We start from the raw sequence: 25,405 nt of genomic DNA, 5'->3' as shown, positions 1-25,405 counted from the left end.
CAAAATGCTCGATAATACACAAAGTATTATCTGCGCTTTTGGCTTAGCAGCTGCCGCACCTCGCTCGCCGTATCGGCACTTAGAATTATGTGGTATTGCCCTAAATATAGCACGCCAGACAAAAAGCGTCAACGGAAAATTGCAGATAACTTACTTTTATAAAAATCACTGCAATATTTACGAAATCGCAACACATTTTCCGGCGGCAAACGTTACAATAGAAACAAGAGTTAAAAGTGTCTTTTTTGAAAGGACAAACACCACCATGGCAAAAATGATCGGAATTGATCTGGGCACCACCAACAGCTGTGTGGCGGTGGTCGAAGGCGGCAAGCCGGTCGTCATCCCCAATGCCGAGGGCCAGCGCACAACGCCCTCGGTCGTGGCCTTCACCAAAGCGGGGGAACGGCTGGTCGGCGAGCCTGCCAAGCGGCAGGCTGTGACCAATGCCCCCCGCACCGTGACCAGCGTCAAGCGGCTGATGGGCAGCGAGACCCGCGTGCCCATCGATGGCAAGTGCTACACGCCGCAGGAGCTGAGCGCGCTTATCCTGCAAAAACTGAAAACCGACGCCGAGGCCTACCTGGGCGAGAGCGTCACCGAGGCGGTCATCACTGTGCCCGCCTACTTTAACGATGCCCAGCGCCAGGCCACCAAGGACGCCGGGCGCATTGCGGGGCTGAATGTGCGCCGCATCGTCAACGAGCCTACGGCCGCCGCGCTGGCCTACGGCCTGGACAATGGCCGCGCCCAGACTGTCATGGTCTACGACCTGGGCGGCGGTACGTTTGACGTGTCGCTCATCCGCATTGGCGACGGCATCGTGCAGGTGCTGGCCACCTGCGGTGACAATTTCCTCGGCGGCGACGACTTTGACGAGCGCATCATGAACTGGCTGGCCGAGAAGTGCAAAACTGAGCACGGCGTTGACCTGACGAATGACCGCGTGGCGATGCAGCGCCTGCGGGAAGAAGCTGAAAAAGCAAAAAAAGAACTTTCCAGCGCGAAACAAACAGATATCAACCTGCCGTTTATCACCACGACCGCCGAAGGTGCGCTGCATTTGCAGACGACACTGACCCGTGCCAAGTTCGAGGAACTGTGCGCCGATCTGATCGAGCGGACGGCCCTGCCGGTGCGCAACGCTTTGAGCGACGCGCACATTTCGGCCAGCGACCTGGACCAGGTCTTGCTGGTGGGCGGCTCGACCCGCATCCCCGCCGTGCAGGCAAAAGTCATGCGGATGACCGGGCTGGAACCGTCCAAATCCCTGAACCCCGACGAATGTGTTGCCCTGGGCGCGGCCTTGCAGGCCGGGCGGCTGGGCGGTGAAATGCTGGCAGGCCCTGGCGAGGGCCTGCTGCTGATGGATGTGACTCCGCTGACCCTCTCGATCGAGACCGTCGGCGGCGTGGCGACACATCTGATCGAGCGCAACTCAACGATCCCGACGCGGTTCAGCAAGGTATTCACCACCGCCGCGCCGTTTCAGAACACCGTGCAAATCAAGGTTCTGCAGGGCGAACGCGAGTTCGCCAAGGACAATAAGCTGCTGGGCACCTTTACCCTGCGAGGCATCAAGCGTGCCTGGGCGGGTGTGCCGAAAATTGAGGTGACGTTCGACATCGACGCCAACGGCATCGTCAAGGTCAAGGCCCGCGACATGGACACCGGCAAGCAGCAGAGCATCACGATCTCCGGAACCTCGAATTTGAGCGAGGAGGAGATCACCCGCGCCATGCGCAACGCCGCTGCCTTTGCCGGGCAGGACAAGGAGCGCAAGGCCGCCCTGGAGGCCCTGAACGCGGGCGAGGCCGCGCTCTACCGCGTGAACACAGCGCTGGGCAGCAAGGCCGGCAAGGCACTGGACCGCGAGACGCGCGGAAAAATCAAGGACGCAGAACGCGCGTTGGAGCGCGTATTACGCCATAAAAAAGCCGATAAGCTCACCCCGGCGGATGTGACCGCCATCAACGCCGCCCGGGAGGCGCTCTCCACCGTCGCCGCGCCATTGGTGGCGCAGTGGGAGAGTGAAAAATGATTTTGCCTTCCCCTTTTGGGAGAAGGTGGCTCGAAGAGCCGGATGAGGGGCGGGTTTGCCATGACTGCCCGATAATGGGCTGCATTGGCACGCTTGCCCCGCATCAGCCTGCTTCGCGGACAGCTTCCCTCTCGGGGGAAGCCTTTTTTGTTGCATAGGGAATTTTTTTGTGCTATACTAGCCAACATAGCACTTTAGTAGGTTAAAGGGGAAATGGGAAACTGAAAACGTTCAAATACGCCTTTGTGCGCTCTGTGCCCATCATGGCGGGGTATATCGTGCTGGGGCTGGGCTTTGGTGTGCTGCTGCAAAGCAAGGGTTACGGCGCGGGCTGGGCGCTGGCCATGGGCGGCCTGATCTATGCGGGCAGTATGCAGTATGTCACGATCGATTTATTGGCGGGCGGCGCGTCGCTGATCTCGGCGGCGCTCATGACGCTGATGGTCAACGCGCGGCATCTATTTTACGGCATTTCGATGTTGGAACGTTATAAAAATACCGGCGCGGCTAAGCCGTACCTGATTTTTGCCCTGACTGATGAAACTTACTCCGTTGTGTGCAGCGGCGACGCGCCCGAGGACGTTGACCAGAGCAGATACTTTTTCTGGGTGTCGCTGCTGGATCAGTTTTACTGGGTTGTGGGCTGCGTGGCGGGAGCGCTGCTGGGCAGCGTGCTTCCCTTTGATACCACCGGCATCGATTTTTCCATGACCGCGCTGTTCCTCGTCGTCATGACCGAGCAGTGGAAGGCAAGCAGGGACCACACCCCCGCGCTGGTGGGGCTGGGCGTCTCGCTGGTCTGCCTTTTGATTTTCGGCAGCAGCAATTTCCTGATCCCCTCCATGCTGGGCATTACGGCGGCTTTGACGCTGCTGCGTAAAGTTACCGAGAAAAAGGAGGCCGACCATGCCGTTTGATGTACACGGTGCGCTGCTTGTGGCGGTGGTCGCGGGCGTGACGGCGCTGATACGGTTTTTGCCCTTTGTGGTGTTCGGCGGCGGGCGGCCCACACCAAGGTTTATTGTCTACCTCGCGGGTGTGCTGCCCTGCGCCATCATGGCGATGCTGGTGGTCTACTGCCTGCGCGGCGTGGACCTGCTCGGCCCGACCCATGGCCTGCCGGAACTTATTGCTGCCGCCGCGGTGGTAGGTCTGCATTTGTGGAAGAAGAATACATTGTTGAGCATCGCCGCAGGCACGGCGCTGTATATGGTGCTGGTGCAGGTGGTGTTTGTGTAACGCGCTGTAGAGGGCGATGCCTTCCCCCTTAGGGGAAGCCTTTATAAAAAAGCCGAGGCTTTCATGCCCCGGCTTTTTTCTTGCGGTTATCGTTGAGTTGGTGCGCCCGGGCGATGAGCCGGGTGCGGTTGAAGAACAGAATGCCCACAAAACTGAACAGCACCACGCCCACCAGCACGGTCAGCATCCAGTTTCCCTCCAGGATAAAGCTGCCGGCCGCGCAGGTCAGCAGGGTGGGAAAGGGCAGGCTGATGAAGATGGCCGCCAAAAACTGCTTGGGGCGCATCCCGGCGTTGGCGGCGGCGTAAGGGATGATGCCGTTGGGCAGCCCCGGCGTGATGAACGCCAGAATCGTGTAAAACCAGGGGTCCTTGCTGCTGCGCACGCTGTCCAGCAGCTTCGCAGCCTTGGGGTTGTCGGCCACCAGCCGCCGGATGACCGGGGCCAGCCGCCGGGCCAGTAAGTAGACGCTCATGTTGGCGACGGCGGAGGCGGAAAAGCTCGTCAAAAAGCCGAGCCACGGCCCATAGGCAAGCCCCGCCGCCAGCTGCACCGGCATGGCGGGAATGACCAGCGAAAGCACCTGCACGACGGCCAGGAACCACAGCGTCAGAAAACTGCGCAGCCGCCCCTGGCTGGTCAGGTAATCACTGAGGGCCTGTTCATCCCCGGCGGAAAATACCGTCCACAGCCCCGGCAGCAGCAGGCGGAAGGTCTCGACGATGAGCAGCACCGTCACGACGACCACCGCTGCTACCACGAGCATAGCCAGCCGTTTTTCTCTTTTGTTGGCGCGTTCAGGCATAAAAATCTCCTTGTTGCAATGAAAACAGGAAATACTATACCAAAAATAGCGGGGAAATGCAAGGGAATTCTGAGGGGAAAAGTGCTGCTTGCAGCTGCACCGGGAATATACCTTATCTCTCTTCCAGCGCCACATACGCTTGCGGCTTGCCGACGTACTGGTAGGCGGGGCGGATGATGCGGTTCGCAAACTCCACTTCCTCCACGCGGTGGGCGCACCAGCCGGGCACACGGGCAATGGCAAACAGCGGGGTGAACAGATCCTCGCTGATGCCCAGCATTCTGTAAATCAACCCGCTGAACAGGTCAACGTTGGCGCAGACCTTCTTCGGGCCGTGCTTTTCCTCGGCAAAGACCTGGGGGGCCAGCCGCTCGATGCTGCACAGCATCTCGTATTCCTCGTCATAGCCGTTCTTGTAGGCCAGGCTCTTGGCGTGGGTCTTGAGAATCTGGGCACGCGGGTCGCTTAACGTGTAGACCGCGTGGCCCATGCCGTAAATTAAGCCGCTGCCGTCACCGCGCTCCTTGCGGATGATCTTGCGCAGGAACTCGCGGACCTCGTCGTCGTTGGTCGGATCTTCGACGTTCTCCAAAATGTAGTCCAACTGGTGCATGACCTTCAGGTTCGCGCCGCCGTGCTTGGGGCCTTTCAGCGCGCCGATGGCCGACGAGATGGCCGCATAGGTGTCGGTGCCGGAGCTGGACAGCACACGGCAGGTGAAGGTCGAGCAGTTACCGCCGCCGTGATCCGCATGGACCAGCAGGCACAGATCCAGCAGCCGCGCCTCCTCATGGGTGAACTTCTGGTCGGCGCGGTAGGTGCTCAAAATATGTTCGGCTGTGCTCTGGCCCTCGGTGGGCAGGTGGAAGTACATACTGCTGCGGTCGTAGACGCGGCGCTTGATCTGGTAGGCGTTGACCATCATCGTGGGCAGCTCGGCAATCAGGTTGATGCTCTGGCGCAGGATGTTGGGCAGGCTGTTATCCTCGGCGTGCTCGTCATAGCTGTACATGGCTAACACGCTTCGCGCCATCTTGTTCATCAGGTTGGGGGAAGGGGAGTTTAAGATCATGTCGTCGGCAAAGCCCTGGGGCAGCTCGCGGTGATGCTCCAGCAGCTTGCGGAACTTGGCGTACTGCTCCTGCGTGGGCAGAGAGCCGAACAGCAGCAGCCAGATGACCTCCTCAAACATAAAGCGGTCGTGGGCGTCGGCTTCGGCGGCCAGCGTGTCAATGTCGATGCCGCGGTAGACCAGCCGGCCCGGGATGGGCGTGATGGTGCCGTCCGGCTTCTTGTCATAGCCAATGACGTTGGACACGTTCGTGATGCCGGCCAGTACGCCGGTGCCGTCCAGATTGCGCAGGCCGCGCTTGACGCCCATCTGATCCGCCAGATGCGGATCCAGCGTGGCGTTATGCTCCATATACTCATTGCAGAGCAGGTTCAATTCATCCGGCTCCAAAGCCGGGACGTCCGGGTAATACATCGCACATACCCCTCTCTTTATACACTTTGCATTTTTATACAGGCGCATACCCCTGCGGGCGTTCCCTTACACCAAGTGCCTGATAGATTGATTTTATAGTATATTGGCGCTTTCGTCAAGAAAAACTTAAAAATTTTGCAAAATTGCCAAGTTGGCACTTTAAATAATTAAGCTAGTGGGCAGATTGCCGCGAAATGTGTAAAAATGCGCATTGACAACCGCCCCCAAACCGGTTACTATTATGTATATTGTAAGAAACACAGGGAAAGGGGAAAGTATTTTTATGAAAGCAGTTCTGATCCCGGGCGACGGCATCGGCCGTGAAATTGCAGAGAGCGTCCGCGCCGTCTCCGCCGCGCTGGACACCGGCATCGAGTGGCAGGAGTTTGCCGCCGGTGCCGAGTACGCCGCCGAGAGCGGAGAGCTGATCGCCCCCGGCACGCTGGATGCCATTGAGGCCTGCGGCTGGGCGCTGAAGGGCCCCACCGCGACCCCCATTGGCAAGGGCTTCCGCAGCATCAACGTCCAGCTGCGTCAGCGCTTTTCCACCTACGCAAACCTGCGCCCTGTGCACACGCTGCCGGGGGTACCTACCCGCTTTGACAACGTCGACCTCGTCATTGTGCGTGAGAACACCGAGGATCTGTACAAGGGCATCGAGTATATGGTCAATGACGAGATGGCCAACGGCGTGAAGCTCATCACCCGCCCTGCGTGTGAAAAAATCTGCCGCTTTGCCTTTGACTATGCCCGCAAAAACGGCCGCAAAAAGGTCACGGCCGTGCATAAGGCCAACATCATGAAGCTGACCGACGGCCTGTTCCTGCGCACCTTCCGCGAGGTGGCCGCCGAATACCCCGACATTGCCGCCGACGACTGCATCATCGACGCCCTCTGCATGAAGCTGGTGCAGAAGCCTGAGCAGTTTGACGTGCTCGTCGCGCCGAACCTCTACGGCGATATCATCAGCGACCTCTGCGCAGGACTGGTGGGCGGTCTGGGCTTTGCGCCCAGTGCGAACATTGGCGACACGACCCGCATCTATGAGGCTGTCCACGGCTCTGCCCCCGACATTGCCGGGCAGGACAAGGCCAACCCCAGCGCCATCCTGATGGCCTTTGCCATGATGCTGAACGACCTGGGCGAGACGGAAAAGGCCGCCCGTTTGAATGATGCTATTCTGGCACAGGTCGCCGAGGGCAAGGTCGTGACCGCCGATATCGGAGGAACGGCGGGAACGAAGGAGTTTACGCAGGCGGTTATCAGCCGACTGTGATAAAGGCTTCCCCTGAGGGGCTGCGCCCGCAGGCGCGTGTCGGAGTGCAACCGCCGTAGGCGGCACTTGGCACGGAGACTGAAGCTGTCCGCGCAGCGGACTGATGAGGGGCGCGTTTGCCGTGGCTGTCTCTTTGCCGGGTGGCTGTGGGCAGGCTGCCCCTCATCCGGCCTCGCTTCGCTCGGCCACCTTCCCCCTAAGGGGAAGGCTTTGGCGATACATATAAAACGGAGGGTTTCCCATGAAACTGCACGATACCGGCGTTTATCTTGTCCATGGCGTGCCGCAGACCGCTGCCCCGGCAGGGGTCACGGCTGACGAAGCCCGCAAGGGCACTATCGCTTACGGCATCCTGAAAGCCCATAACACAAGCGATTCCATGCAGGACCTGCGCATGAAATTCGACTCGATGACCAGCCACGACATTACTTATGTCGGCATCATCCAGACGGCCCGCGCCTCCGGCATGAAGGAATTTCCGCTGCCCTACGTCATGACGAACTGCCACAACAGCCTCTGCGCCGTGGGCGGCACCATCAACGAGGACGACCACCAGTTTGCCCTCTCCGCTGCCCATAAATACGGCGGCATCTATGTTCCGCCGAATATGGCCGTCATCCACAGCTACAACAGGGAAATGATGTCCGGCTGCGGGCGGATGATCCTCGGCTCTGACTCCCACACCCGCTACGGTGCGCTGGGCACGATGGCCGTCGGCGAGGGCGGCGGCGAGCTGGCCAAGCAGCTGGTCGGCCGCACCTACGATATGGCCTACCCCGGCGTGGTCGCCATCTATCTGACCGGCAAGCCCAACCCCGGTGTCGGCCCCCATGATGTCGCGCTGGCGCTGGTGGCCGCCACCTACGCCAACGGCTATGTGAAGAACAGGGTCATGGAGTTTGTCGGCCCCGGCGTTGCCAATCTGAGCGCCGATTACCGCAACGGCATCGACGTCATGACCACCGAGACCACCTGCTGGTCCTCCATCTGGCAGACAGACGATGTTACGAAACAATACTTCGAGCAGCACAACCGCCCGGAGGCCTACAAAGAATTGAAACCTGCCGATGTAGCCTACTACGACGGCTGCATCGAACTGGATCTGTCCACCGTTGAGTGCATGATCGCCCTGCCGATGCACCCGAGCTACGCCTACCCCATCCGCGAGCTGAAAGCCAACGCCGGGAAGATTTTGCAGGCGGCTCAGGACCAGGCCAACAAGCAGCTGGGCGGCAAGGTCGAGATGGACTTGGTCGGCAAGATCTGCGCCGATGGCCGCATCTATGTGGATCAGGGCGTGGTCGCGGGCTGCTCCGGCGGCACGTATGAGAATATCTGTGCCGTGGCGGATATCATCAAAGGCAAGAGTTGCGGCAACGGCGAGTTCAAGTTCAGCGTCTACCCCGACAGTATGCCGACCTACCTGGAACTGGTCAAGAACGGCGCGGTGGCCGACATTGTTTCCGCTGGCGGCATCTTCCGCGAGTGCTTCTGCGGCCCCTGCTTCGGCGCGGGCGATACCCCGGCCAACGGCGAGTTCTCGATCCGCCACACGACCCGCAACTTCCCGAACCGCGAAGGCTCGAAGCCCGGTGAGGGCCAGATCAGCGCCGTCGCCCTGATGGACGCCCGCTCCATCGCCGCCACCGCGGCCAACGGCGGCTACCTGACCGCCGCCAGCGAGCTGACCGATGTCGAGTACACCGTGCCCGAGTACCACTTTGAGCAGGGTGTCTACGACAAGCGCGTATACAACGGCTGGGGCCACCCGGAGCCGGACTATGAGCTGAAATTTGGCCCGAACATCAAGGACTGGCCCCAGCAGCCCGCCCTGACGGATGATTTGCTCGTGAAGATCGTCAGCTACATCACCGACCCGGTCACCACCACCGATGAGCTGATTCCCTCGGGCGAGACGTCGTCCTTCCGCTCTAACCCGCTGCGCCTGGCGGAGTTCACCCTCTCCCGCAAGGATCCGGCCTATGTGCCGAATGCCAAGGCTGTCAAGGCGCTGGATGAGGAGCGCCGCGCAGGCGCTCTGCCCGCTGAGATCGCGCGTGTCTACGATGATTTGAAGAAGCGGGGCTACACGCCCGATGCGGCAAATACCAACATCGGCTCGGCCATCTTCGCCAACAAGCCCGGTGACGGTTCCGCCCGCGAGCAGGCCGCCAGCTGCCAGCGCGTGCTGGGCGGCGCAGCCAACTTTGCCTGCGAGTACGCCACCAAGCGCTACCGCTCCAACTGCATCAACTGGGGCATGCTGCCCTTCCTGCTGGATACGCCCAACGTGCTGGCCAACGGCGATTACGTCTACCTGCCCGGCGTGCGCAAGGCGCTGCTGAATGCCGATGACGAGTTGACCGCCATCGCCGTAAAGCCGGACGGCGGCGTAGTTCGCTTTACAGTCAGCCTCGGCGCTATGACCGATGCCGAGCGGCAGATCCTGGCCGATGGATGCCTCATCAATTATTACAAGAATCACTAAATAAGAGTTGCCCTGTAGGGGCCGGGTATGTCCGGCCCTGCCGTATAAGGCAGACGAGTGCTTGCGGAAAGCCGCGGGCCGCACATATGCGGCCCCTACAGGCTCGATAAACTCGATAAAGTAAAAGGCTGCCCGCGGGGGAAGGTTCTCCTGCGGGCAGCTTTGCTTGTATATCGTCGAAAACTCTGGTATAACACAAAAACCGCCTGTACGAACAGACGGCAAGGCGCTGCACACAACGGCAGGCGGTTGGCCCCACCCCCGAAAGGAGGTGAGACCATGCGATTTACATTTACGTTCTATGTTGGCCGCAAGACCATCACATTAAGTTTAGTCGTAAAAAGCAAAAACCGCCACTCGGCAAAGTGACGGTTCTTAGGTTTTCCTAAATCCCATTTTGATCGGGCCAACCGCTTGTCGCAGCGCCTTTTCTGTTATTAGTATACCGCACACCGCAGGTTAAGTCAAGCACCCATTGCACCCGCGCAAATTTCGTGCTACAATACAAGTACCCTATTAAAAGCAAAGGAACGAAAAAATTATGAGTGCTATTTTAGCTGTTTGCAGTGACGCATTCTGCGCCATGGTCAGCGATGGCCGTTTTGTTGAGGAACCCATCACCGGCGACAAGCCCCACGTTATCAAGAACGACCTGCCCAAGGTGCGCAAGATCAACCGCAACGTCATGGTTGGTTTTGCGGGCGATACGTTGGCCGCCGTGCAGATCATCAACGCCGTGGACGAGTACCAGCCCCAGTACCTGACCCTGGAAAAAATCGTCAAGATCATGCGCGAAAAGGCCGCCACCGTGCAGGTGCAGCCGGTGGGCGTGCGCCTTATTGTGGGCGGGCGCAACCGCAAGGGCCAGTTCGTCATGACGATGATGGGCAGCGCCGACGGCTACGAGCCGCAGACCCAGGAGAGCCGCCCCGGCGCGTACCTCATCGAGGGGGCGTGTTCCCACACCGACGTCGGCCCCTGGCTGGAAGAAGAAGTCAAGCCCCAGGCCGCCAGCTGGCGCAGCCTGGACGATGTAGCCCGCACGCTGGACGGCTGCATTGCCAAGATGGCCAAGAACGATAAGAGCATCAACACAACGTATTTCCGTCAGCTGATCCGATAAAACGCACGTAAAGGAGAAAAAATATGAAAATCGCACTGATCAACGAAAACAGTCAGGCCGCCAAGAACGCCCTGATTGAAGCAACCCTGCGCAAGGTCGTGGAGCCGATGGGCCACGAGGTCGTCAACTACGGCATGTATGCCGCCGATGATGCCGCCCAGCTGACCTATGTGCAGAACGGCATCTTGGCCGCTGTGCTGCTGAACTCCGGCGCGGCCGACTATGTCATCACCGGCTGCGGCACCGGCGAAGGCGCTATGCTGGCACTGAACAGCTTCCCCGGTGTCATCTGCGGCCATGTCGAGGATCCGGTCGATGCCTACACCTTCGCCCACGTCAACGACGGCAACGCGGTGGCCCTGCCCTTCGCCAAGGGCTTTGGCTGGGGCGGCGAGCTGAACCTCGAGTACATCTTCGAGAAGCTGTTCGGCTTCGGCCACGGCCAGGGCTACCCCAAGGAGCGCGTTGTGCCCGAGCAGCGCAACAAGAAGATTCTGGACGGCGTGCGCGCTGTTGCCTTCCGCGACCTGTCCGACATCCTGAAGGATCTGGACCGCGACCTCGTCAAGGGCGCTTTCGCCGGTGAGCACTTCGCCGAGTATTTTTTCCCCGCCTGCAAGGACGAAAAGCTGGCCGAGACTGTCAAGGAACTGATGGCGTAAGCCCTGGCCTGATTTACCTAAAATAAAAATTGCCGACGCCCGGTACAACCTGCCAGGCGTCGGCTTTTTATTTGTACAGCCGCGTATTTGTAGGGGGGCGGCGTCCTCGACGCCCCGTCAGATGCGGCCCCCAAAGTAGTGCGCTGCTTTAAGCAAAAGTGATCTTCTGCGCATCAATGTCTACACAGGCTTGGACGCCAAAGGGCAAAATGCACCGTGGCGCGGCGTGCCCGATGTTGAGGTTGCAGACGATGGACAGCTTGGGGTCGTTGATGACTTCGACTAAAATCTTCTTGTACTCGTCCTCGTATTGGCGGTCCATCGGTTTGCCAATCAGCACGCCGCTGACGGCACGGAACACCCCGACGTTTTTGAGGTATGTCAATGCTGCATGGTATTTTTCGGGCGGCATCTGCTCCTCGCTGGTTTCCAGCAGCAAAATTTTCCCCTGCCAGTCCTCGGCCGTGGGAAAAAGACCGTATTTTTGGCACAGTAGCGGCATATCTGCATACCGCGTACCATCGAAGAAATCATAGAAAGTGTCGATGCAACCGCCGAGAATTTCCCCAGAAAATACCGGGCTGCCCTGCAAAAGCCGGAAACCGTCGTCGGGGTGTGTGGCGGGAGCAATGCCAATCTGCGAGGGGCTGAAGTCGGTGCGGCTTTCGTACCAGACATCGCTGGGCGTGACCTCGCGGATCGTGCCAGTGCGCAGTAATTCCGTAAAATAGTGCTCGGTGTAGGGCATCATCGCGGGGCTCAATTCGCAGACGTCCGGCAGAAATGCCTGCCCATAAAATGTCGGCAGCCCGACCTTGTGCAGCATCATGTGGTTGACCGTTGTGTCGGAAAAGCCGAGAAACACTTTGCCGGTGACGGCCCTGCGCAGTTCGTCGTGGTCGAACAGATAGGGGAGCAGCCGATAGGTGTCGTCCCCGCCGATGGCGCAGAGGATCATGTCAATCCCCGGGTCGCGGAACGCCTGCAGAAGGTCGGCGGCGCGCGCCTCCGGGTGCGCGGTCAGGTAGTCGATGCCGCGCCGGGCGTTGGGCATAAAGCGGACATTTACGCCGTACCCGGCCAGGCGTTGCAGCCCAATCTCGACTTCGTGCTGCGCAAACGCCTCTCCCAGCACGCCGCGGGACAGGCTGACGACAGCGATGTTTCTAATCATGGCGATACCTCCCTGTAAGCGGTCGTAGGAATGCACCCCCAGTATATCACAGATGACAGCCGTGCGCACGGAAAAAATTTCGTCAAATGCCGAAATTTACCGTTGACTAATTCGGCTTTGGATGGTAAAGTAAATATAGGTGCGAATAGCGCCTTATGGTAAAAATTCAAATATATGTGAGGTGGTTGTCACAATGGATACCCCCAGTCCCAGTCCTGTGTACCGATGTATCTTAAATAACGGCAGCCACCATATTTTTAGGGGCGCATCAAAGCAAACTGTGTGTTAGCCATAACCCACGGTGTTGCTCTGTTTTGCGTTGCCCAAAACCAAAATGTGCCTGGCTGCCGCCTGAAAAGGAGGCAGCTTTTTTATGTCTGATACCGCGATCCTGACCCTCCGCACGATGCTGGCCAACCTGGACGATGCCAAAAAGTACCAGAGCCTGCGCGATGTTATGTCCACCCTGCCCGCGCCCGACCTGGCCGCCGTGTTTGAGGATCTCCCGCCGGAGAAGCTTCCGGTGCTGTTCCGCCTGTGTCCCAAGGACCTGGCGGCAGAGATTTTCGCCGAGCTTACCCCCGAGACCCAGCAGAACCTCATCGACGGCCTGACCGATAAGGAATTGAAGGCTGTTGTGGACGACCTGTTCGTCGATGATGCGACGGATTTGGTCGAGGAAATGCCCGCCAATGTAGTCAAGCGTATCCTTGGCCAGGCGGACCCCGCGACCCGCCGCATGATCAACGAACTGCTCAAATACCCCGAGGACTCCGCCGGCGGCGTCATGACCACCGAGCTGATGGAGCTGCGCCCCGACTGGACCGTGGCCCAGGCCATGGACGCTATCCGCAAGAACGGCTTTGACAAGGAGACCATCAACAACTGCTACGTCACCGACCGTGACCGCACCCTCATCGGCGTCGTCTCCCTGCGCGCACTGGTCCTCTCGAAGGACCCGCAGAACGAGATCATCCGCGACATGATGGATGACAACGTCGTCAGCGTTGCCACCACCACCGACCAGGAGGACGTCTCCCAGATGTTCGAAAAGTACGGCTACCTGGCTATTCCCGTTGTGGACAACGAGAAGCGTCTGGTCGGTATCGTCACCATCGACGACGCTATCTCGATCATGCAGGACGAGGCCAGCGAAGATATCGCCAAGATGAACGCTATCGGCCCGTCGGATAAGCCCTACTTTAAACAGTCTATGTGGGATCTGTACAAAAGCCGCGCGCCGTGGCTGCTGTTCCTGATGATTTCCTCCACCTTCTCCAGCATGGTCATCCGCGGGTATGAGGATGCCCTCGCCGCCATGACAGTGCTGACCGCCTACATCCCGATGCTGACCGACGCAGGCGGCAACGCGGGCAGCCAGAGTACCTCCACCATTATCCGCGGCCTGGCCGTCGGCGACATTGAGCCCCACGACCTGCCGAAGATTCTGTGGCGCGAGTTCCGCATTGCCATCCTCTGCGGCGGCACGCTGGCGCTGTGCAACTTTGCCAAGCTGATTTTCCTGGACGGCATCAAGGCTCCTGTGGCAGCGGTCGTCTGCCTGACGCTGGTCTGCACGATCATCCTGTCCCAGCTGATCGGCGGCCTGTTGCCTGTTGTGGCCGAAAAGTTCAAGATGGACCCGGCCGTCATGGCGTCGCCGCTTATCACCACCATCGTCGATACCACGACGCTGCTGGTCTACTTCAACATTGCACGGGTTTTGCTGAAAATTTAAATTTTGGACACCGTGTTCAAAATTGTAGGTTGTACCACACCTTTGGGTGTGGTACAATTTTTTTAGAGAAAAGGCCTTCCCCTGAGGGGGAAGGTGGCCTGAAGGGGCGGATGAGGGGCAGACTTCCCGCAGCAGCCCCTTTACCGGGCAATAATGACCGGCGCCGCCCCTTATCAGTCGGCGGTCGGGGCCGCTGACAGCTTCCCCCAGGGGGGAAGCCATCCTTACAATCAGGAGTTTTCATCATGAATATGCAGGATTTTTACACCGGGCACGCCTTTGATGCGTATGAATTTTTCGGGGCGCATACCTATTTCGGCGGCACACATTTTGCAGTGTGGGCACCGTCCGCGCAGCATATCGCCGTCGAGACCGAGATCGGCACCTTTGACCTGCACCGCACCGAGTCCGCCGTGTGGGAATGCGACGCCCCCGGTGTGAACGCGGGTATGGTCTACCAGTATTGGGTGCGCGGCGCAAACGGCCAGAGCGTGGCCCACTGCGACCCCTACGGCACGGCTATGACACTGCGCCCCGACGGCCGCAGCATCGTGTCCGACCGCCCGCAGGGCTTTGACGACGACCAATGGATGCAGGAACGCACAAAATGCTTCGATAAACCGCTGAATATCTACGAGGTCCATGCCGGCAGCTGGCGGCAGAAGGAGGACGGCAGCTGGTATACCTACGCCGAACTGGCCGAGCTGCTGCCCGCTTACTGCAAGGAGAACGGCTTCACCCACATTGAACTCATGCCCTTGGCCGAGCACCCCTTCGACGGCAGCTGGGGCTACCAGATCACCGGCTTTTTTGCCCCCACCAGCCGCTACGGCACGCCGGACGAGCTGGCCGAATTTGTCAACGCCTGCCATAAGCAGGGCATCGGCGTTATTCTGGATTTTGTACCGGTACACTTTGCCGTGGACGCCTACGGACTGAAAGAATTTGACGGTACACCGCTGTATGAGTACCCGGCAGCCGCTGTGGGCCGGAGCGAGTGGGGCAGCTGTAACTTTATGCACTCCCGCGGTGAGATCCAGTGCTTCATCCAGTCCTGCGCCGATTACTGGCTGCGGGTGTTCCATGCCGACGGCCTGCGCATGGACGCGGTGTCCCGGCTCATCTACTGGCAGGGCGACCCGAACCGCGGCGTCAACGGCTCGACGCTGGACTTTTTGAAGGGCATGAACTACGGTTTGCAGCAGCGCCACCCCACGGCCATCCTGATTGCCGAGGATTCCACCAGCTTCCCGAAAGTGACCGCGCCGGTCGAGTACGGCGGCCTGGGCTTTGACTACAAGTGGGATCTGGGCTGGATGAACGATACCCTAGACTACTTTAAAAAGACCCCAGACGAGCGGCGGGAGAACCTGGGCAAGCTGACCTTCTCGATGATGTACGCCTGGAATGAGCACTACATCCTGCCCTTCAGCCACGACGAGAACGTCCACGGCAAGGCGACCATCGTGCAAAAAATGTACGGCGACTACGAGGGCAAGTTCCCCCAGGCGCGGGCGCTGTACCTGTACATGGCTATCCACCCGGGCAAGATGCTGGACTTTATGGGCAACGAATTCGCGCAGCTGCGCGAGTTTGACGAGAGCCGCGAGCAGGACTGGATGGTGCTGAAGTATCCGAGCCACGACGATTTCCACCGCTACCGCAAGGCGCTGAACGAGGCGTACTGCGCCAACGAGGCGTTCTGGAGTCGTGAGTACGACCCGGCGGCGTTCCAGTGGCTGGACTGCCGGCACCCCGAGCTGGACGCCTGTGCCATCTGGCGTGAGGGCCATGACGGCGCGGTGCTGGCGGCGTTCAACTTCGGCGATACGGAGCTGAAAGAGTACGAGCTGGCACTGCCCCGCGCGGGCAGGCTGACGCCGATTCTGGACACGGATTGGCAGTGCTTCGGTGGCCAGACCGAGAAACCGAAGCGGCTTGTGGGCAAGGCGTGCGAAGGCAAGCTGAAGCTGACGCTGGCACCGTTCAGCGGGCAGCTGTATAAGTTGGTCTGATTTTACAAGGATAGGCAACACCCCTGCGCCGTTTTGGGATGGCGCAGGGGTGTTTTTTGCTGTGCGGTAGGGGCCGGGCATGTCCGGCCCGTAACTTTGCCGTTGCAACCCCTTTTGCGGTAGATTTGCAGGGAGGGGTCTTGACCCCTCCGCGGCGGCCAGAGGGCTGGCCGCCCTACAAGCGCCCGTGAACGGGGTGTCTGCGTAACCTGCGGGTCGTCGGGGACGCCGACTCCTACAGAGCGATGATTTAATGCGTTTCGCGGCCTTGCCTTCAGCGCAAGGCCGCCCTTTTGCTATCCCAATACTCCTCCACGATCTCACTTTCCACAAACGGCTCCTTGACCCCATTGCGTTCTATCGTCGTCTCGTGGCCTTTGCCTAAAATCGCCACGATATCCCCGGGCTGGGCGTGGGCCAGCGCGTAGTAAATGGCCTGCCGCCGGTCCGGTATCTCGGCAAAGGGGGTGGCCGGGTTGCCAAGTTTCAGCCCCGCCCGGATATCCGCCAAAATATGCTCCACCGGCTCACTGCGGCTGTTGTCCTCGGTAATGACGCAGAAATCCGCCAGCCGGGCGCAGACGGACCCCATACCGAACCGCCGCAGCCGGCTCCGCTCGCCACCGCAGCCGAACACCGCCACCAGCCGCGCCGGGGTGTAGGCCCGCAGCGTGCGCAACAGACTCTCGGCGGCGGCCTCGTTGTGGGCGTAGTCGATCAGCACCGTGAACGGTGCGTCCACGGCCACAGGCTCCACCCGGCCCTGCACCACGGCGGCGGCCAGCCCCCGGTGTATCGCGTCCTCGCCCGCGCCCAGCACCCGCGCTGCGGCCAGGGCAGCCAGGGCGTTCTGCACGCTGAACGCCCCGGGCATCCCCACGGTGTACCGCACACCGTCCACCGTGAAGGCCGCGCCCAGCCGACCGCCCTCCCGTGTCAGAGTAAAATTGCTATCGGCCCGCACATCGGCCCCGGGGACCGTGCCGTAGGTTACAGCGCGGCAGGGGACGCCGTCCATGATTTTCCCCACCCAGGGGTCGTCGATGTTGAAAACTCCCGCGCGGCACTGCTGAAACAGCGCGGCTTTCCAGTGCAGATACTCGGCAAAATCCGCGTGCTCGCCGGGGCCGATGTGGTCGGGCGACAGGTTCGTGAACACGCCCACGTCAAACTCTATCCCCGCCGCGCGGTCAAACTTCATCCCCAGGCTTGAAACTTCCATCACGCAGGCGTCGCAGCCGTCGTCGGCCATGCGGCGCAAAAGCACCTGCAAGTCACAGCTTTCCGGCGTTGTGTGGTTCAAATCGTGGCGATGGCCGGGCCAGCAGACGCCGTTGGTGCCCACCAGCCCGACCCGCCGCCCATCGGCCTGTAAAATGGCCGCCAGCAGGTGGGCCGTCGTCGTCTTGCCCTTCGTGCCGGTCACGCCGATCATCGTCATGGCGCGGGCCGGTTCACCGCAGAGCCGCGCCGCCAAAACCGCCATCATGCGGCGTGGGTTTTCCGTCTCTACCACGGCCGCGCCCACGTCCGGGGGCGGCCCGGCGCACAGCACCGCCACAGCCCCGGCGGCCACGGCCTGGGCCGCAAACTGCCGCCCGTCGGTGTGGCGGCCCGGCAGGCAGACAAACAGCGCCCCCGGCCCGGCACAGCGGGAATCACAGCAGAGCGCCGTCACCTCGGTCAGGGCGTCGCCCCGCACAAGCTGGCAGTCGGTGTTCTGGATAAGCCGCCGCAGGTCCATTTGGCATCACGCTCCAAAAAACTGTTCGTACCAAATCAAAAAACTGTACACGCACCAGATCTGCCGCCAGCAGTCGCCGCCGTGCAGGTGGTGGTTCAACATAGTATGCAGCAGCCGCACATTAAAGAACTCTCCGGCTGCCGGGCGGCTGAATACGGCCCGCACCCGGCTGGTGTACGGCTCCTGCCGCAGCCAGTCCCGCACCGGCACCGGGAAACCCAGCTTTTTCCGGGCGGCAGCCGCCGGGGGCAGTGTGCGGGCCGCAGCCTGGCGCAGGGCAATTTTTGTCATGCGGGCGTTGGCCTTGGCGGCGGCGGGCAGCGCGGCGGCCAGGGCAAAGACTTCTTTATCAAGGTAGGGCACCCGCAGCTCCAGGCTGTGGGCCATGCTCATTTTGTCGGCTTTCAGCAAAATATCCCCGGCCAACCAGAGCTGCAGATCTACCTGCTGCATCCGGGTCACAGGGTCCTGATCCTCGGTCATGTCCCAGATGGATTCGGTCAGGCAGACCGGGTCGCCGTCGCCCTCGTACCCGGGCAGCAGGCGGCGCTTTTCCCGCTCGGTCAAAAGCGCCGTGGGGCCAAAGTAGCGTTCTTCTAAACTTAAACCCCGCCGCACAAGAAAATTTACCCCCGGCCCGGGCGGCAGCAGGCTGGCGGCGGCCCCCAGCCCGCTCCGCAGCCAGGGCGGCAGGCGGTTATACCACCGCGCAGTGAAGGGGTCGCGGTAGATGTTATACCCGCCGAACAGCTCGTCCGCGCCCTCGCCCGAGAGGACGACCTTCACATCCCTGGCGGCCTCACGGTTCAAAAAGTAGAGCGCCACGGCGGCCGCGTCGGCCATCGGCTCGTCCATGTGGTACTGCACAGCGGGTACGGCGTCCCAGAACTCGCCGGGGCTGATGCACCGCACCCGGTTCCGCAGCCCCAAATTCCGCGCCAGCGCCCGGGCGGGGAAGGACTCGTCGTACTTCGGCTCTGCGTAGGAAATCGTGTAGGTCCGCGCGGGCCGGGCCAATGCCGTGAGGTAGGCCGAGTCCACCCCGCCGGAGAGGAACCCCGCGACCTCGACGTCGGCAATTTTGTGGGCCTCGGCACTTTGGCGCAGCACGGCTTCCAGCTCATCGGGGGCGGGCGGTGTATCGCCTGGCAGAAAGGCGGGCTGTACCCACCGCGTGGTGCGCACGATCCCCTCGGAAAATTCCAGAAAATGCCCGGGCAGCAGCTTTTGCACCCCGGCAAAAAACGTGTCCCGCCCCGGGGAATACTGGCAGGATAAGTAGAGCGGCAGCTGCGCGGTGTTGAGTTGCTTTTCAAACGAGGGATGATCCAGAAACGCCTTGATCTCGCTGGCAAACAGCAGCGTGCCGTCGGCGCAGCGGCAGTAGTAGAGCGGCTTTATGCCGAACATATCCCGGGCGCAGAAAAGCACCTGCGCCCGGCGGTCCCACAGCGCAAAGGCGAACATTCCCCGCAGCCGGGGGAGCAGTTCGCGGCCCCACTGCTCCCACCCGTGCAGCAGCACCTCGGTGTCGGTGCGGGTGGCAAAGGTGTGGCCCAGGGCGGTCAGCTCGGCGGTCAGTTCGCGGTAGTTGTAGATTTCGCCGTTGAACACGACGACGAAATTTTTATCCTCGCTGTACAGCGGCTGTGCGCCGCCCTGCAAATCAATAATGGCCAGGCGGCAGTGACCCAGCGCGGCGGGTCCCTCCACAAACGTTCCCTGGCCGTCCGGCCCGCGGTGGGCGATGCGCGCCAGCATCGGGACCAGTGCTGCGGCGTCCGCCCGGGCGGGGGAGATAAAACCGGCAATTCCGCACATATTCCAGCATCCTTTCCCGGCAGTGCAACCTGCCGTTACCGTTTTGTACACTTGACTTGCTGGCATTTTACCACACGCTGTGGTAAAATTATGTCAAATCAAAGCGGAAAGCAGGTGAGCCTGTGACACTGGGGCAGAATATCCAAACAGCACGCAGGGCCAAGGGCCTGAGCCAGGAGGCATTGGCCGAGCGCATCGGCGTCAGCCGCCAGGCCCTGGGCAAGTGGGAGAAGGACACCGCCCTGCCGGGGCTGGACAATTTGCAGGTGCTGGCGGCCGAACTGGGCACCGGCGTGGATGCCCTGCTGGGCGCAGAGCAGGCCGACCCCGCCGCGCCTGCCGTGACGCTGGATGCACTGCGGGACCTGCTGGCCGCCCGCGACGCCGAGGAAAAGCGCCGCCGCAGACTGTGGGGCTGCGCCGGGGGCGCGGCGGTCGTTATCCTGGCCGGGCTGCTGGCGGCGGTGGCCTGGCAGTATGAGCGGCAGATCGCCGCGCTGAACCAGAACTATGCGGCCATCCAGTCCAGCTACGCGGCCCAGCAGGCAGAACTTTCGGCGCAGATCTCCGAATTGCAGGACGCCGTGCGGATGGGCGAGGCCACCGTGCTGGACTGGCGCTGGCTGCCCGCCGACAAGCTGCACAGGGACGCGGATAAGAGCTGGATGCCCGTGCAGGTGCAGGTCACGCCGCGCACGGTGCAGGACGGCATGACCGCCCGGCTGGCTGTGCGCAGCGGCGACGACACGCAGCTCTATGATATGACCGCCGTGCCAGACGGCAGCTTTGCGGCGCAGGGGATTGTTTTTACGGTGGGCAGCACCTACGATTTGAGTGTGCAGTGGACCGCCGATGGTGCGACCACCAGTGAGGGCTTAGGCACGGTGGACTTCAACGACGAAATGACCGAGCCGACGATTGTCTGGAGTGCGGCGGGCAGCAGCCTGGATTTCGGGTACTACATCAACCGGGTCAACGGCAAGCGGTATCTGACCCTGACCTGCTACCCGGTGGAACTTCAGGTGGACGCCCCGCCGTGGATGCAGATTGCGAAGGTGGAAATAGACCTGCGCTTGAGCGGCGACGCCGGCGAACCTACCGCCACCGCCGCGCTGGAATGCGAGGGTGAGTACAGCTACGGCAGCTCCGCCCGCACCGAGAGCGTCTGGAATGGCACGTTTTACGATGATGCCGTCATCAACGGCTGGGAGTACGACGGCGATGCCGCGCCCAAATACGTTGTGCGGGTGACGGACAGTAATGGCGGAGTATGGACGGAGGAAATGCCGCTGACGGAGAAATAATGTGCCTTCCCCCTTGAGGGAAGGTGCCCGAGGCCCCGACCGAGGGCGGATGAGGGGCAACCTTGCCAACGGAACCCATTTGCCGGGCGGCTGTGGTATACCTGCCCCTCATCCGGCCCTGCGGGGCCACCTTCTCCCCTTGGGAGAAGGCAAAAAGAATAAACGCCCCCTTGCCGCATACACTAGCGGTAAGGGGGAATTTCTATGCCGCAGATATTGCCGGTGCTGCTGGGCGGGGATGCCAATGTCTACGGTATGGCCCGCAGCTTTTATGAGACATACGGCGTGCGCAGCCTGGCCGTCTGCCGCCGTGCGCTGCCTGCGCTGGCCCACAGCCGTATTGTGCAGGTGGCCGCCCAGGACCCAGCGTTTGAGCGGGACAGCGTTTTCACCGCCACGCTGCTGGGCCTGGCCGAGCAATACCCCGGCCGAACGCGGCTGCTCATCTCCTGCGCCGACGGCTACACCCAGATTATGGCCCGCTGTGCCGCTGAACTGCGGGGGACGTACCGCTTTGCCTGCCCGCCACCCGCCGCGCTGGCCCTGGCCGATAAACAGCAGTTTGCCGCCGCCTGCCGCGCCGTGGGCCTGCGCACGCCGCAGAGCATAACAGTATACCCGGGGGACATTGTGCTCGAGCTGCCATTCGGCTGGCCGGTCGTCGTCAAGCCTGCTGACTCGCCCGCCTGGTGGAACTGCCATTTCCCGGGCAAGCGCAAGGTCTATCTGGCCCGGGATGCCGCCGAATTACAGGAGATTTTGTCCGCAGCCGCCCGCAGCAGCTACCGCGGGGCCATGCTTTTGCAGGAGCACATCCCCGGCCCGGATACGCGGCTGGGGGTCGTGAACGCCTACTGCGCCGCCGACGGCAGTGTGCCGTGGCTTGTGCAGGGGCAGCCCCTTTTGCAGGAGCGTACACCCGAGGGCATTGGCAACTACGCCGCTGTGCTGGTGGAACCCGCCCGGCAGGACACCGCCTTGCTGGAGGCTCTGCGTGGCCTTTTGCAGACGGCGGGCTGGCGCGGCTTTGCCAATTTTGATTTGAAATACGACCGCCGCGGCGAGCCGGTGCTGTTTGAACTGAACCCCCGGCAGGGCCGCGCGGCTTATTACTGCGATGCTGCCGGTGCTCCGCTGGCCCGGCCTTTGGTGGAGGATCTGCTGTTCGGCGGTCCGGTCACGCCGCCCGCCCTGCGCCCGGCGGTGTGGTACACGGCCCCCTGGGGCGTGGTGCGCCGCCATTGCCCCAACAAGCTGCTCCTGCGCCGTGCCGCCCTCCTGCGACGCCGCGGGCGCGGGTATCCCCATTTATTGGCCCCGGGGGAGGGGATGGCAAGGCAGATTTGGTTTGCGGCAAGGCAGGCGGGATACGGCAGAAAATTACGAAAGAATGGGGGCTGAATCCATGTGCGGCATCGTCGGCTTTACCACCGCCGCCGGGCATGACCCGGCGGCGGCCAAACGCACGGCGCAGGCTATGGCGGACCTCATCCGCCACCGCGGGCCGGACGGCGAGGGCTACTACGCCGACGCCTACGCCGCGCTGGGCCATCGGCGGCTGTCCATCATCGACCTTGCAGGCGGCGGTCAGCCGATGTTCAACGAGGACGGCACCCTTGTCGTCGTGTTCAACGGCGAAATTTATAACTACAAGGCCCTGCACGCCGAGCTGACGGCCCGGGGCCATACCTTTGCCACCGACTCCGACACCGAGGTGCTGCTCCACGGCTACGAGGCCTGGGGCGGCGACCTGCCCAAGCACCTGCGCGGGATGTTCGCCTTTGCCCTGTGGGACCGCACGGCCGAGACATTGTTCTGCGCCCGCGACCTCTTTGGCATCAAGCCGCTGTACTACTACAAAAAGGGCGATGTACTGTTGTTTGCCAGCGAGATAAAGGCCTTTCTGGCCCACCCGGCCTTTGAAAAGCGGCTAAACGAAGCCCGCCTGCCCGATTGGCTCAGCATGGAGTACCTGCCCGACGATGAGACGATGTTTTTGGGCGTGTACGAGCTGCCGCCCGCCCACACGCTGACCTGGCATGATGGCCGCCTGACCACCCGCCGCTATGCCGCGCCGCGCTTCCGGGCGCGGCGCGGCCGCAGCCTGGGGGCCTGGGCGGAGAAAATCGGCCAGACTTTGGCCGAGAGCGCCGATGCCCACCGCATTGCCGATGTGGCCGTGGGCTGCTTTTTGTCCGGCGGCGTCGATTCCTCCCTCGTCACCCGCGAGACGGCCCGCAGCCAGCCCAACGTGCAGTGCTTTTCGGTCGGCTATGCCGAGGGAAGCTACTCCGAGCTGCCCGCTGCCCGCGCCGCCGCCAGGGCACTGGGCGTACCCCTGACCGAGACGACCGTGACTGCGGCGGAGTTCTTCGCGGCAAACCGGGCCATCCAGTGGTATCTGGATGAACCGATGCCCAACCCGGCGGAGGTGCCGCTGTATTTCCTGTGTAAAACCGCGCGGCAGCGTGTAAAAGTGGTGATTTCGGGCGAGGGCGCGGATGAACTGTTCGGCGGGTACCCGCTGTACCGGCAGGCCGTCTGGGCCGAGCGCTGGCAGGCGCTGCCTCACGGCTTGCGGCGCGGGTTGGCGGCGGCCCTGCCGGGGTGCGGCTTTCTGCGCCGGGGCGCCCAGCCCCGGTGGCAGCGCTGCGCCCGGGCCAACTATGTGTTTGAAACTGCGCAGGAACGCGACAAATATTTGAAGCGCCCGTCCAATACACCCAGCCCGGCCCGGCGGTGCAAGCCCTATTTTGACGCGGTGCGCGGCCTGGATGAGCCGACAGCCCTGCAATGGGTGGATCTGCAGACCTGGCTGCCCCGGGATATCCTGCGCAAGGCCGACCGAATGAGCATGGCCCACAGCCTGGAACTGCGGGTGCCGTTTCTGGACCGGCGGGTGCTGGCCGTGGCGCTGGGCCTGCCCCGGCGGTACCGCTGCACCGGGCGGCGCGGCAAGATCGCCTTGCGGGCTGCGGCGGCCCGCCGCCTGCCCGGGGCACTGGCCGCAAACCCTAAGCGCGGGTTCCCGGTGCCGCTGGCCGACTGGCTGTGCCAGGACGAATATTACAAGCGTGTGCGAACCAAATTTACCGGCCCGGTGGCCGAACGCTTTTTTGACACGGCGGCCCTGTGCGCCCTGCTGGACGCCCACCGCGCCGGAAAAACCAACGCTATGACGAAACTGTGGGCGTTTTACTGCTTTATAGAATGGTACGAGGTCTACTTTATGGAAGAATTTCCGCCGATTTTGTAAAAAACTTTTCCAAAATCGCTTGACAAAACCCGGCCCCATTGCTATAATATCCTACGCAGTATGTCCCTTGTGGGCATGAACCCGCAGTGAGCGCCCGTAGCTCAGCTGGATAGAGCAACTGCCTTCTAAGCAGTGGGCCGGGGGTTCGAGTCCCTTCGGGCGCATTATATGGTGCCTATGGCGCAGTTGGTTAGCGCGCCAGATTGTGGCTCTGGAGGCCGAGAGTTCGAATCTCTCTAGGCACCCCACCAAAGACCGTTCAGGCCCGTTCCTGCACGGTCTTTTCTTTTACAACAGCGCTGCCCCCGCAGCGTATATATACTGGGTCGTCGCCAAGTGGTAAGGCACGGGACTTTGACTCCCGCATTCGTGAGTTCGAACCTCGCCGACCCAACCAACGCCGCATCCCTTTGGGGGTGCGGCGATTTTTTGGCGGAAAAATGAGGGGGAACTGGCAGGATCGTACTTGCTGTGCGTGGAAAACCATGCTACACTCCTTATATAATAAGGAAAACGGAGGCTGCTGCGATGAAACGCGCTGTGATTTTTGACTTGGACGGCCTGCTGATCGACAGCGAGGTCGTCTCCCATCAATTGATGGACGAGCTGCTGCGCCAATACGGCTACAGCCTGACGAAAGCCGAATACGCCCGCATCTACAGCGGAAAGACCGGCATCGGCAACATGACGCATATGATCGAGACTTACCACCTGCCGCTGACCGTCGCCGAGGGCATGGCGTGGGAAGCCAAGCGCGAGGCCGAGCTGCTGCCTACTGTCCGGCTGAAGCCCGGCGGGGCGGCGCTGCTGGCGTGGCTGAAGGCACGCGGCGTGACGGTCGTGCTGGCAACATCCAGCAAGCGTGACCGCGCGGTGGACATCCTGACGCGGCTGGGCGTGGTGCAGTATTTCGACGATATGGTCTTCGGCACCGAGATCGAGCGCGGCAAGCCCTACCCGGACATTTTCCTGAAAGCCGCCGAGAAAGCGCACGCCGCCCCGGCGGACTGCCTTGTGCTGGAGGACAGCGAGGCAGGAATTCAGGCCGCCCACGCGGCGGGCATTGATGTGATCTGTGTGCCCGACATGAAGACCCCAGCGGCAGAATTTCAACAAATGACGGCTGCCGTGTTGAAAAGTCTCGACGATGTGCAGGCATGGCTGACGCAGCCCGCCCGATAAAACGCATAAACACCTCCGCACCGGCGCATACTGAGGGACATGGAGGTGTTT

Annotated in this window: 18 protein-coding genes and 3 tRNA genes; 16 read left to right on the top strand and 5 right to left on the bottom strand. The window is 61.6% G+C overall.

The features are described 5' to 3' along the window. Nucleotides 1-265 precede the first annotated feature (265 nt). The 3 genes from dnaK (at nt 266) to ACZO0A_RS08975 (ending at nt 3,280) form a co-directional block, all read left to right on the top strand. Nucleotides 266-2,041, top strand: coding sequence for a molecular chaperone DnaK (dnaK, locus tag ACZO0A_RS08985; protein WP_302149806.1), 1,776 nt, complete (start codon nt 266-268; stop codon nt 2,039-2,041). A 263-nt stretch (nt 2,042-2,304) separates the two neighbouring features. Further along, a complete protein-coding gene (locus ACZO0A_RS08980) occupies nt 2,305-2,958 on the top strand; it encodes an AzlC family ABC transporter permease (protein WP_302149837.1) in 654 nt (217 codons plus the stop codon). Then, nucleotides 2,948-3,280: a branched-chain amino acid transporter permease gene (locus tag ACZO0A_RS08975; RefSeq protein WP_294782020.1), complete on the top strand. Its 333-nt coding sequence runs from the start codon at nt 2,948-2,950 to the stop codon at nt 3,278-3,280. Before ACZO0A_RS08980 ends, ACZO0A_RS08975 begins: the two co-directional genes overlap by 11 nt. 61 nt (nt 3,281-3,341) lie before the next feature. Here ACZO0A_RS08975 and ACZO0A_RS08970 read toward each other — a convergent pair whose 3' ends face one another. After that, nucleotides 3,342-4,085 carry a TVP38/TMEM64 family protein gene (locus ACZO0A_RS08970; RefSeq protein ID WP_302149807.1) on the bottom strand — a complete coding sequence of 248 codons (744 nt, stop codon included), beginning with the start codon at nt 4,083-4,085 and terminating at the stop codon, nt 3,342-3,344. 112 nt (nt 4,086-4,197) lie between these two features. Next, on the bottom strand, nt 4,198-5,571 hold the full coding sequence (locus tag ACZO0A_RS08965; protein WP_302377621.1) for a citrate synthase: 1,374 nt from the start codon (nt 5,569-5,571) through the stop codon (nt 4,198-4,200). Between the two features lie 283 nt (nt 5,572-5,854). On the opposite strand from ACZO0A_RS08965, the gene ACZO0A_RS08960 reads away from it, so the two are divergent. From ACZO0A_RS08960 to ACZO0A_RS08945, 4 genes are all read left to right on the top strand, one after another. Further along, nucleotides 5,855-6,847 (top strand): isocitrate/isopropylmalate dehydrogenase family protein, encoded by a 993-nt coding sequence (locus ACZO0A_RS08960; RefSeq protein ID WP_302377620.1) that lies wholly within the window; start codon nt 5,855-5,857, stop codon nt 6,845-6,847. A gap of 241 nt (nt 6,848-7,088) precedes the next feature. After that, nucleotides 7,089-9,335 (top strand): hydratase, encoded by a 2,247-nt coding sequence (locus ACZO0A_RS08955; protein ID WP_418759471.1) that lies wholly within the window; start codon nt 7,089-7,091, stop codon nt 9,333-9,335. A gap of 541 nt (nt 9,336-9,876) precedes the next feature. Beyond that, nucleotides 9,877-10,458, top strand: a complete 582-nt coding sequence (locus ACZO0A_RS08950) for an Ntn hydrolase family protein (RefSeq protein WP_302376917.1) — start codon at nt 9,877-9,879, stop codon at nt 10,456-10,458. A 23-nt stretch (nt 10,459-10,481) separates the two neighbouring features. Then, the gene (locus ACZO0A_RS08945) at nt 10,482-11,120 is read left to right on the top strand and encodes an RpiB/LacA/LacB family sugar-phosphate isomerase (RefSeq protein WP_291230889.1); all 639 of its coding nucleotides are present in this window, start codon (nt 10,482-10,484) and stop codon (nt 11,118-11,120) included. Nucleotides 11,121-11,268: 148 nt separating this feature from the next. Here the strand turns inward: ACZO0A_RS08945 and ACZO0A_RS08940 are convergent, their stop codons facing one another. After that, nucleotides 11,269-12,294 carry a S66 family peptidase gene (locus ACZO0A_RS08940; RefSeq protein ID WP_417337351.1) on the bottom strand — a complete coding sequence of 342 codons (1,026 nt, stop codon included), beginning with the start codon at nt 12,292-12,294 and terminating at the stop codon, nt 11,269-11,271. A 373-nt stretch (nt 12,295-12,667) separates the two neighbouring features. Here ACZO0A_RS08940 and mgtE point away from each other — a divergent pair, with 373 nt between their 5' ends. After that, nucleotides 12,668-14,032: a magnesium transporter gene (gene mgtE / locus ACZO0A_RS08935; RefSeq protein WP_294781571.1), complete on the top strand. Its 1,365-nt coding sequence runs from the start codon at nt 12,668-12,670 to the stop codon at nt 14,030-14,032. Between the two features lie 245 nt (nt 14,033-14,277). Next, nucleotides 14,278-16,047, top strand: coding sequence for a 1,4-alpha-glucan branching protein GlgB (glgB, locus tag ACZO0A_RS08930; protein ID WP_486846226.1), 1,770 nt, complete (start codon nt 14,278-14,280; stop codon nt 16,045-16,047). A gap of 274 nt (nt 16,048-16,321) precedes the next feature. Here glgB and ACZO0A_RS08925 read toward each other — a convergent pair whose 3' ends face one another. Together ACZO0A_RS08925 and asnB (ACZO0A_RS08920) are read right to left on the bottom strand one after the other, a co-directional pair. Next, nucleotides 16,322-17,791: a UDP-N-acetylmuramoyl-L-alanyl-D-glutamate--2,6-diaminopimelate ligase gene (locus ACZO0A_RS08925; RefSeq protein ID WP_486846224.1), complete on the bottom strand. Its 1,470-nt coding sequence runs from the start codon at nt 17,789-17,791 to the stop codon at nt 16,322-16,324. Between the two features lie 6 nt (nt 17,792-17,797). Continuing rightward, nucleotides 17,798-19,612 (bottom strand): asparagine synthase (glutamine-hydrolyzing), encoded by a 1,815-nt coding sequence (gene asnB, locus ACZO0A_RS08920; RefSeq protein WP_291230881.1) that lies wholly within the window; start codon nt 19,610-19,612, stop codon nt 17,798-17,800. A 122-nt stretch (nt 19,613-19,734) separates the two neighbouring features. Between asnB (ACZO0A_RS08920) and ACZO0A_RS08915 the strand changes: the two genes are divergently transcribed. From ACZO0A_RS08915 to ACZO0A_RS08885, 7 genes are all read left to right on the top strand, one after another. After that, nucleotides 19,735-20,916 (top strand): helix-turn-helix domain-containing protein, encoded by a 1,182-nt coding sequence (locus ACZO0A_RS08915; RefSeq protein WP_486846222.1) that lies wholly within the window; start codon nt 19,735-19,737, stop codon nt 20,914-20,916. A gap of 204 nt (nt 20,917-21,120) precedes the next feature. Continuing rightward, nucleotides 21,121-22,317, top strand: coding sequence for a carboxylate--amine ligase (locus ACZO0A_RS08910; RefSeq protein ID WP_294781561.1), 1,197 nt, complete (start codon nt 21,121-21,123; stop codon nt 22,315-22,317). After that, on the top strand, nt 22,307-24,172 hold the full coding sequence (asnB, locus tag ACZO0A_RS08905; protein ID WP_486846220.1) for an asparagine synthase (glutamine-hydrolyzing): 1,866 nt from the start codon (nt 22,307-22,309) through the stop codon (nt 24,170-24,172). The genes ACZO0A_RS08910 and asnB (ACZO0A_RS08905) overlap by 11 nt, the downstream gene beginning before the upstream one ends. 90 nt (nt 24,173-24,262) lie before the next feature. Further along, nucleotides 24,263-24,336: transfer RNA gene (locus ACZO0A_RS08900), tRNA-Arg, on the top strand. 7 nt (nt 24,337-24,343) lie between these two features. Continuing rightward, nucleotides 24,344-24,420 (top strand) — tRNA-His (locus ACZO0A_RS08895). Between the two features lie 74 nt (nt 24,421-24,494). Next, nucleotides 24,495-24,569 (top strand) — tRNA-Gln (locus ACZO0A_RS08890). Nucleotides 24,570-24,700: 131 nt separating this feature from the next. After that, nucleotides 24,701-25,354 (top strand): HAD family hydrolase, encoded by a 654-nt coding sequence (locus ACZO0A_RS08885; RefSeq protein ID WP_291230855.1) that lies wholly within the window; start codon nt 24,701-24,703, stop codon nt 25,352-25,354. Nucleotides 25,355-25,405: the final 51 nt, after the last annotated feature.

Source organism: Gemmiger sp., assembly GCF_057431175.1.
This window is presented reverse-complemented; position numbering and strand designations above follow the sequence as displayed.

What these genes read in the sequence shown, in the direction of transcription:
- dnaK (WP_302149806.1), top strand. Translation starts at nt 266, where the DNA reads ATGGCAAAAATGATCGGAATTGATCTGGGCACCACCAACAGCTGTGTG.
- ACZO0A_RS08980 (WP_302149837.1), top strand. Translation starts at nt 2,305, where the DNA reads ATGGCGGGGTATATCGTGCTGGGGCTGGGCTTTGGTGTGCTGCTGCAA.
- ACZO0A_RS08975 (WP_294782020.1), top strand. Translation starts at nt 2,948, where the DNA reads ATGCCGTTTGATGTACACGGTGCGCTGCTTGTGGCGGTGGTCGCGGGC.
- ACZO0A_RS08970 (WP_302149807.1), bottom strand. Translation starts at nt 4,085, where the DNA reads ATGCCTGAACGCGCCAACAAAAGAGAAAAACGGCTGGCTATGCTCGTG.
- ACZO0A_RS08965 (WP_302377621.1), bottom strand. Translation starts at nt 5,571, where the DNA reads ATGTATTACCCGGACGTCCCGGCTTTGGAGCCGGATGAATTGAACCTG.
- ACZO0A_RS08960 (WP_302377620.1), top strand. Translation starts at nt 5,855, where the DNA reads ATGAAAGCAGTTCTGATCCCGGGCGACGGCATCGGCCGTGAAATTGCA.
- ACZO0A_RS08955 (WP_418759471.1), top strand. Translation starts at nt 7,089, where the DNA reads ATGAAACTGCACGATACCGGCGTTTATCTTGTCCATGGCGTGCCGCAG.
- ACZO0A_RS08950 (WP_302376917.1), top strand. Translation starts at nt 9,877, where the DNA reads ATGAGTGCTATTTTAGCTGTTTGCAGTGACGCATTCTGCGCCATGGTC.
- ACZO0A_RS08945 (WP_291230889.1), top strand. Translation starts at nt 10,482, where the DNA reads ATGAAAATCGCACTGATCAACGAAAACAGTCAGGCCGCCAAGAACGCC.
- ACZO0A_RS08940 (WP_417337351.1), bottom strand. Translation starts at nt 12,294, where the DNA reads ATGATTAGAAACATCGCTGTCGTCAGCCTGTCCCGCGGCGTGCTGGGA.
- mgtE (WP_294781571.1), top strand. Translation starts at nt 12,668, where the DNA reads ATGTCTGATACCGCGATCCTGACCCTCCGCACGATGCTGGCCAACCTG.
- glgB (WP_486846226.1), top strand. Translation starts at nt 14,278, where the DNA reads ATGAATATGCAGGATTTTTACACCGGGCACGCCTTTGATGCGTATGAA.
- ACZO0A_RS08925 (WP_486846224.1), bottom strand. Translation starts at nt 17,791, where the DNA reads ATGGACCTGCGGCGGCTTATCCAGAACACCGACTGCCAGCTTGTGCGG.
- asnB (WP_291230881.1), bottom strand. Translation starts at nt 19,612, where the DNA reads ATGTGCGGAATTGCCGGTTTTATCTCCCCCGCCCGGGCGGACGCCGCA.
- ACZO0A_RS08910 (WP_294781561.1), top strand. Translation starts at nt 21,121, where the DNA reads ATGCCGCAGATATTGCCGGTGCTGCTGGGCGGGGATGCCAATGTCTAC.
- asnB (WP_486846220.1), top strand. Translation starts at nt 22,307, where the DNA reads ATGGGGGCTGAATCCATGTGCGGCATCGTCGGCTTTACCACCGCCGCC.
- ACZO0A_RS08885 (WP_291230855.1), top strand. Translation starts at nt 24,701, where the DNA reads ATGAAACGCGCTGTGATTTTTGACTTGGACGGCCTGCTGATCGACAGC.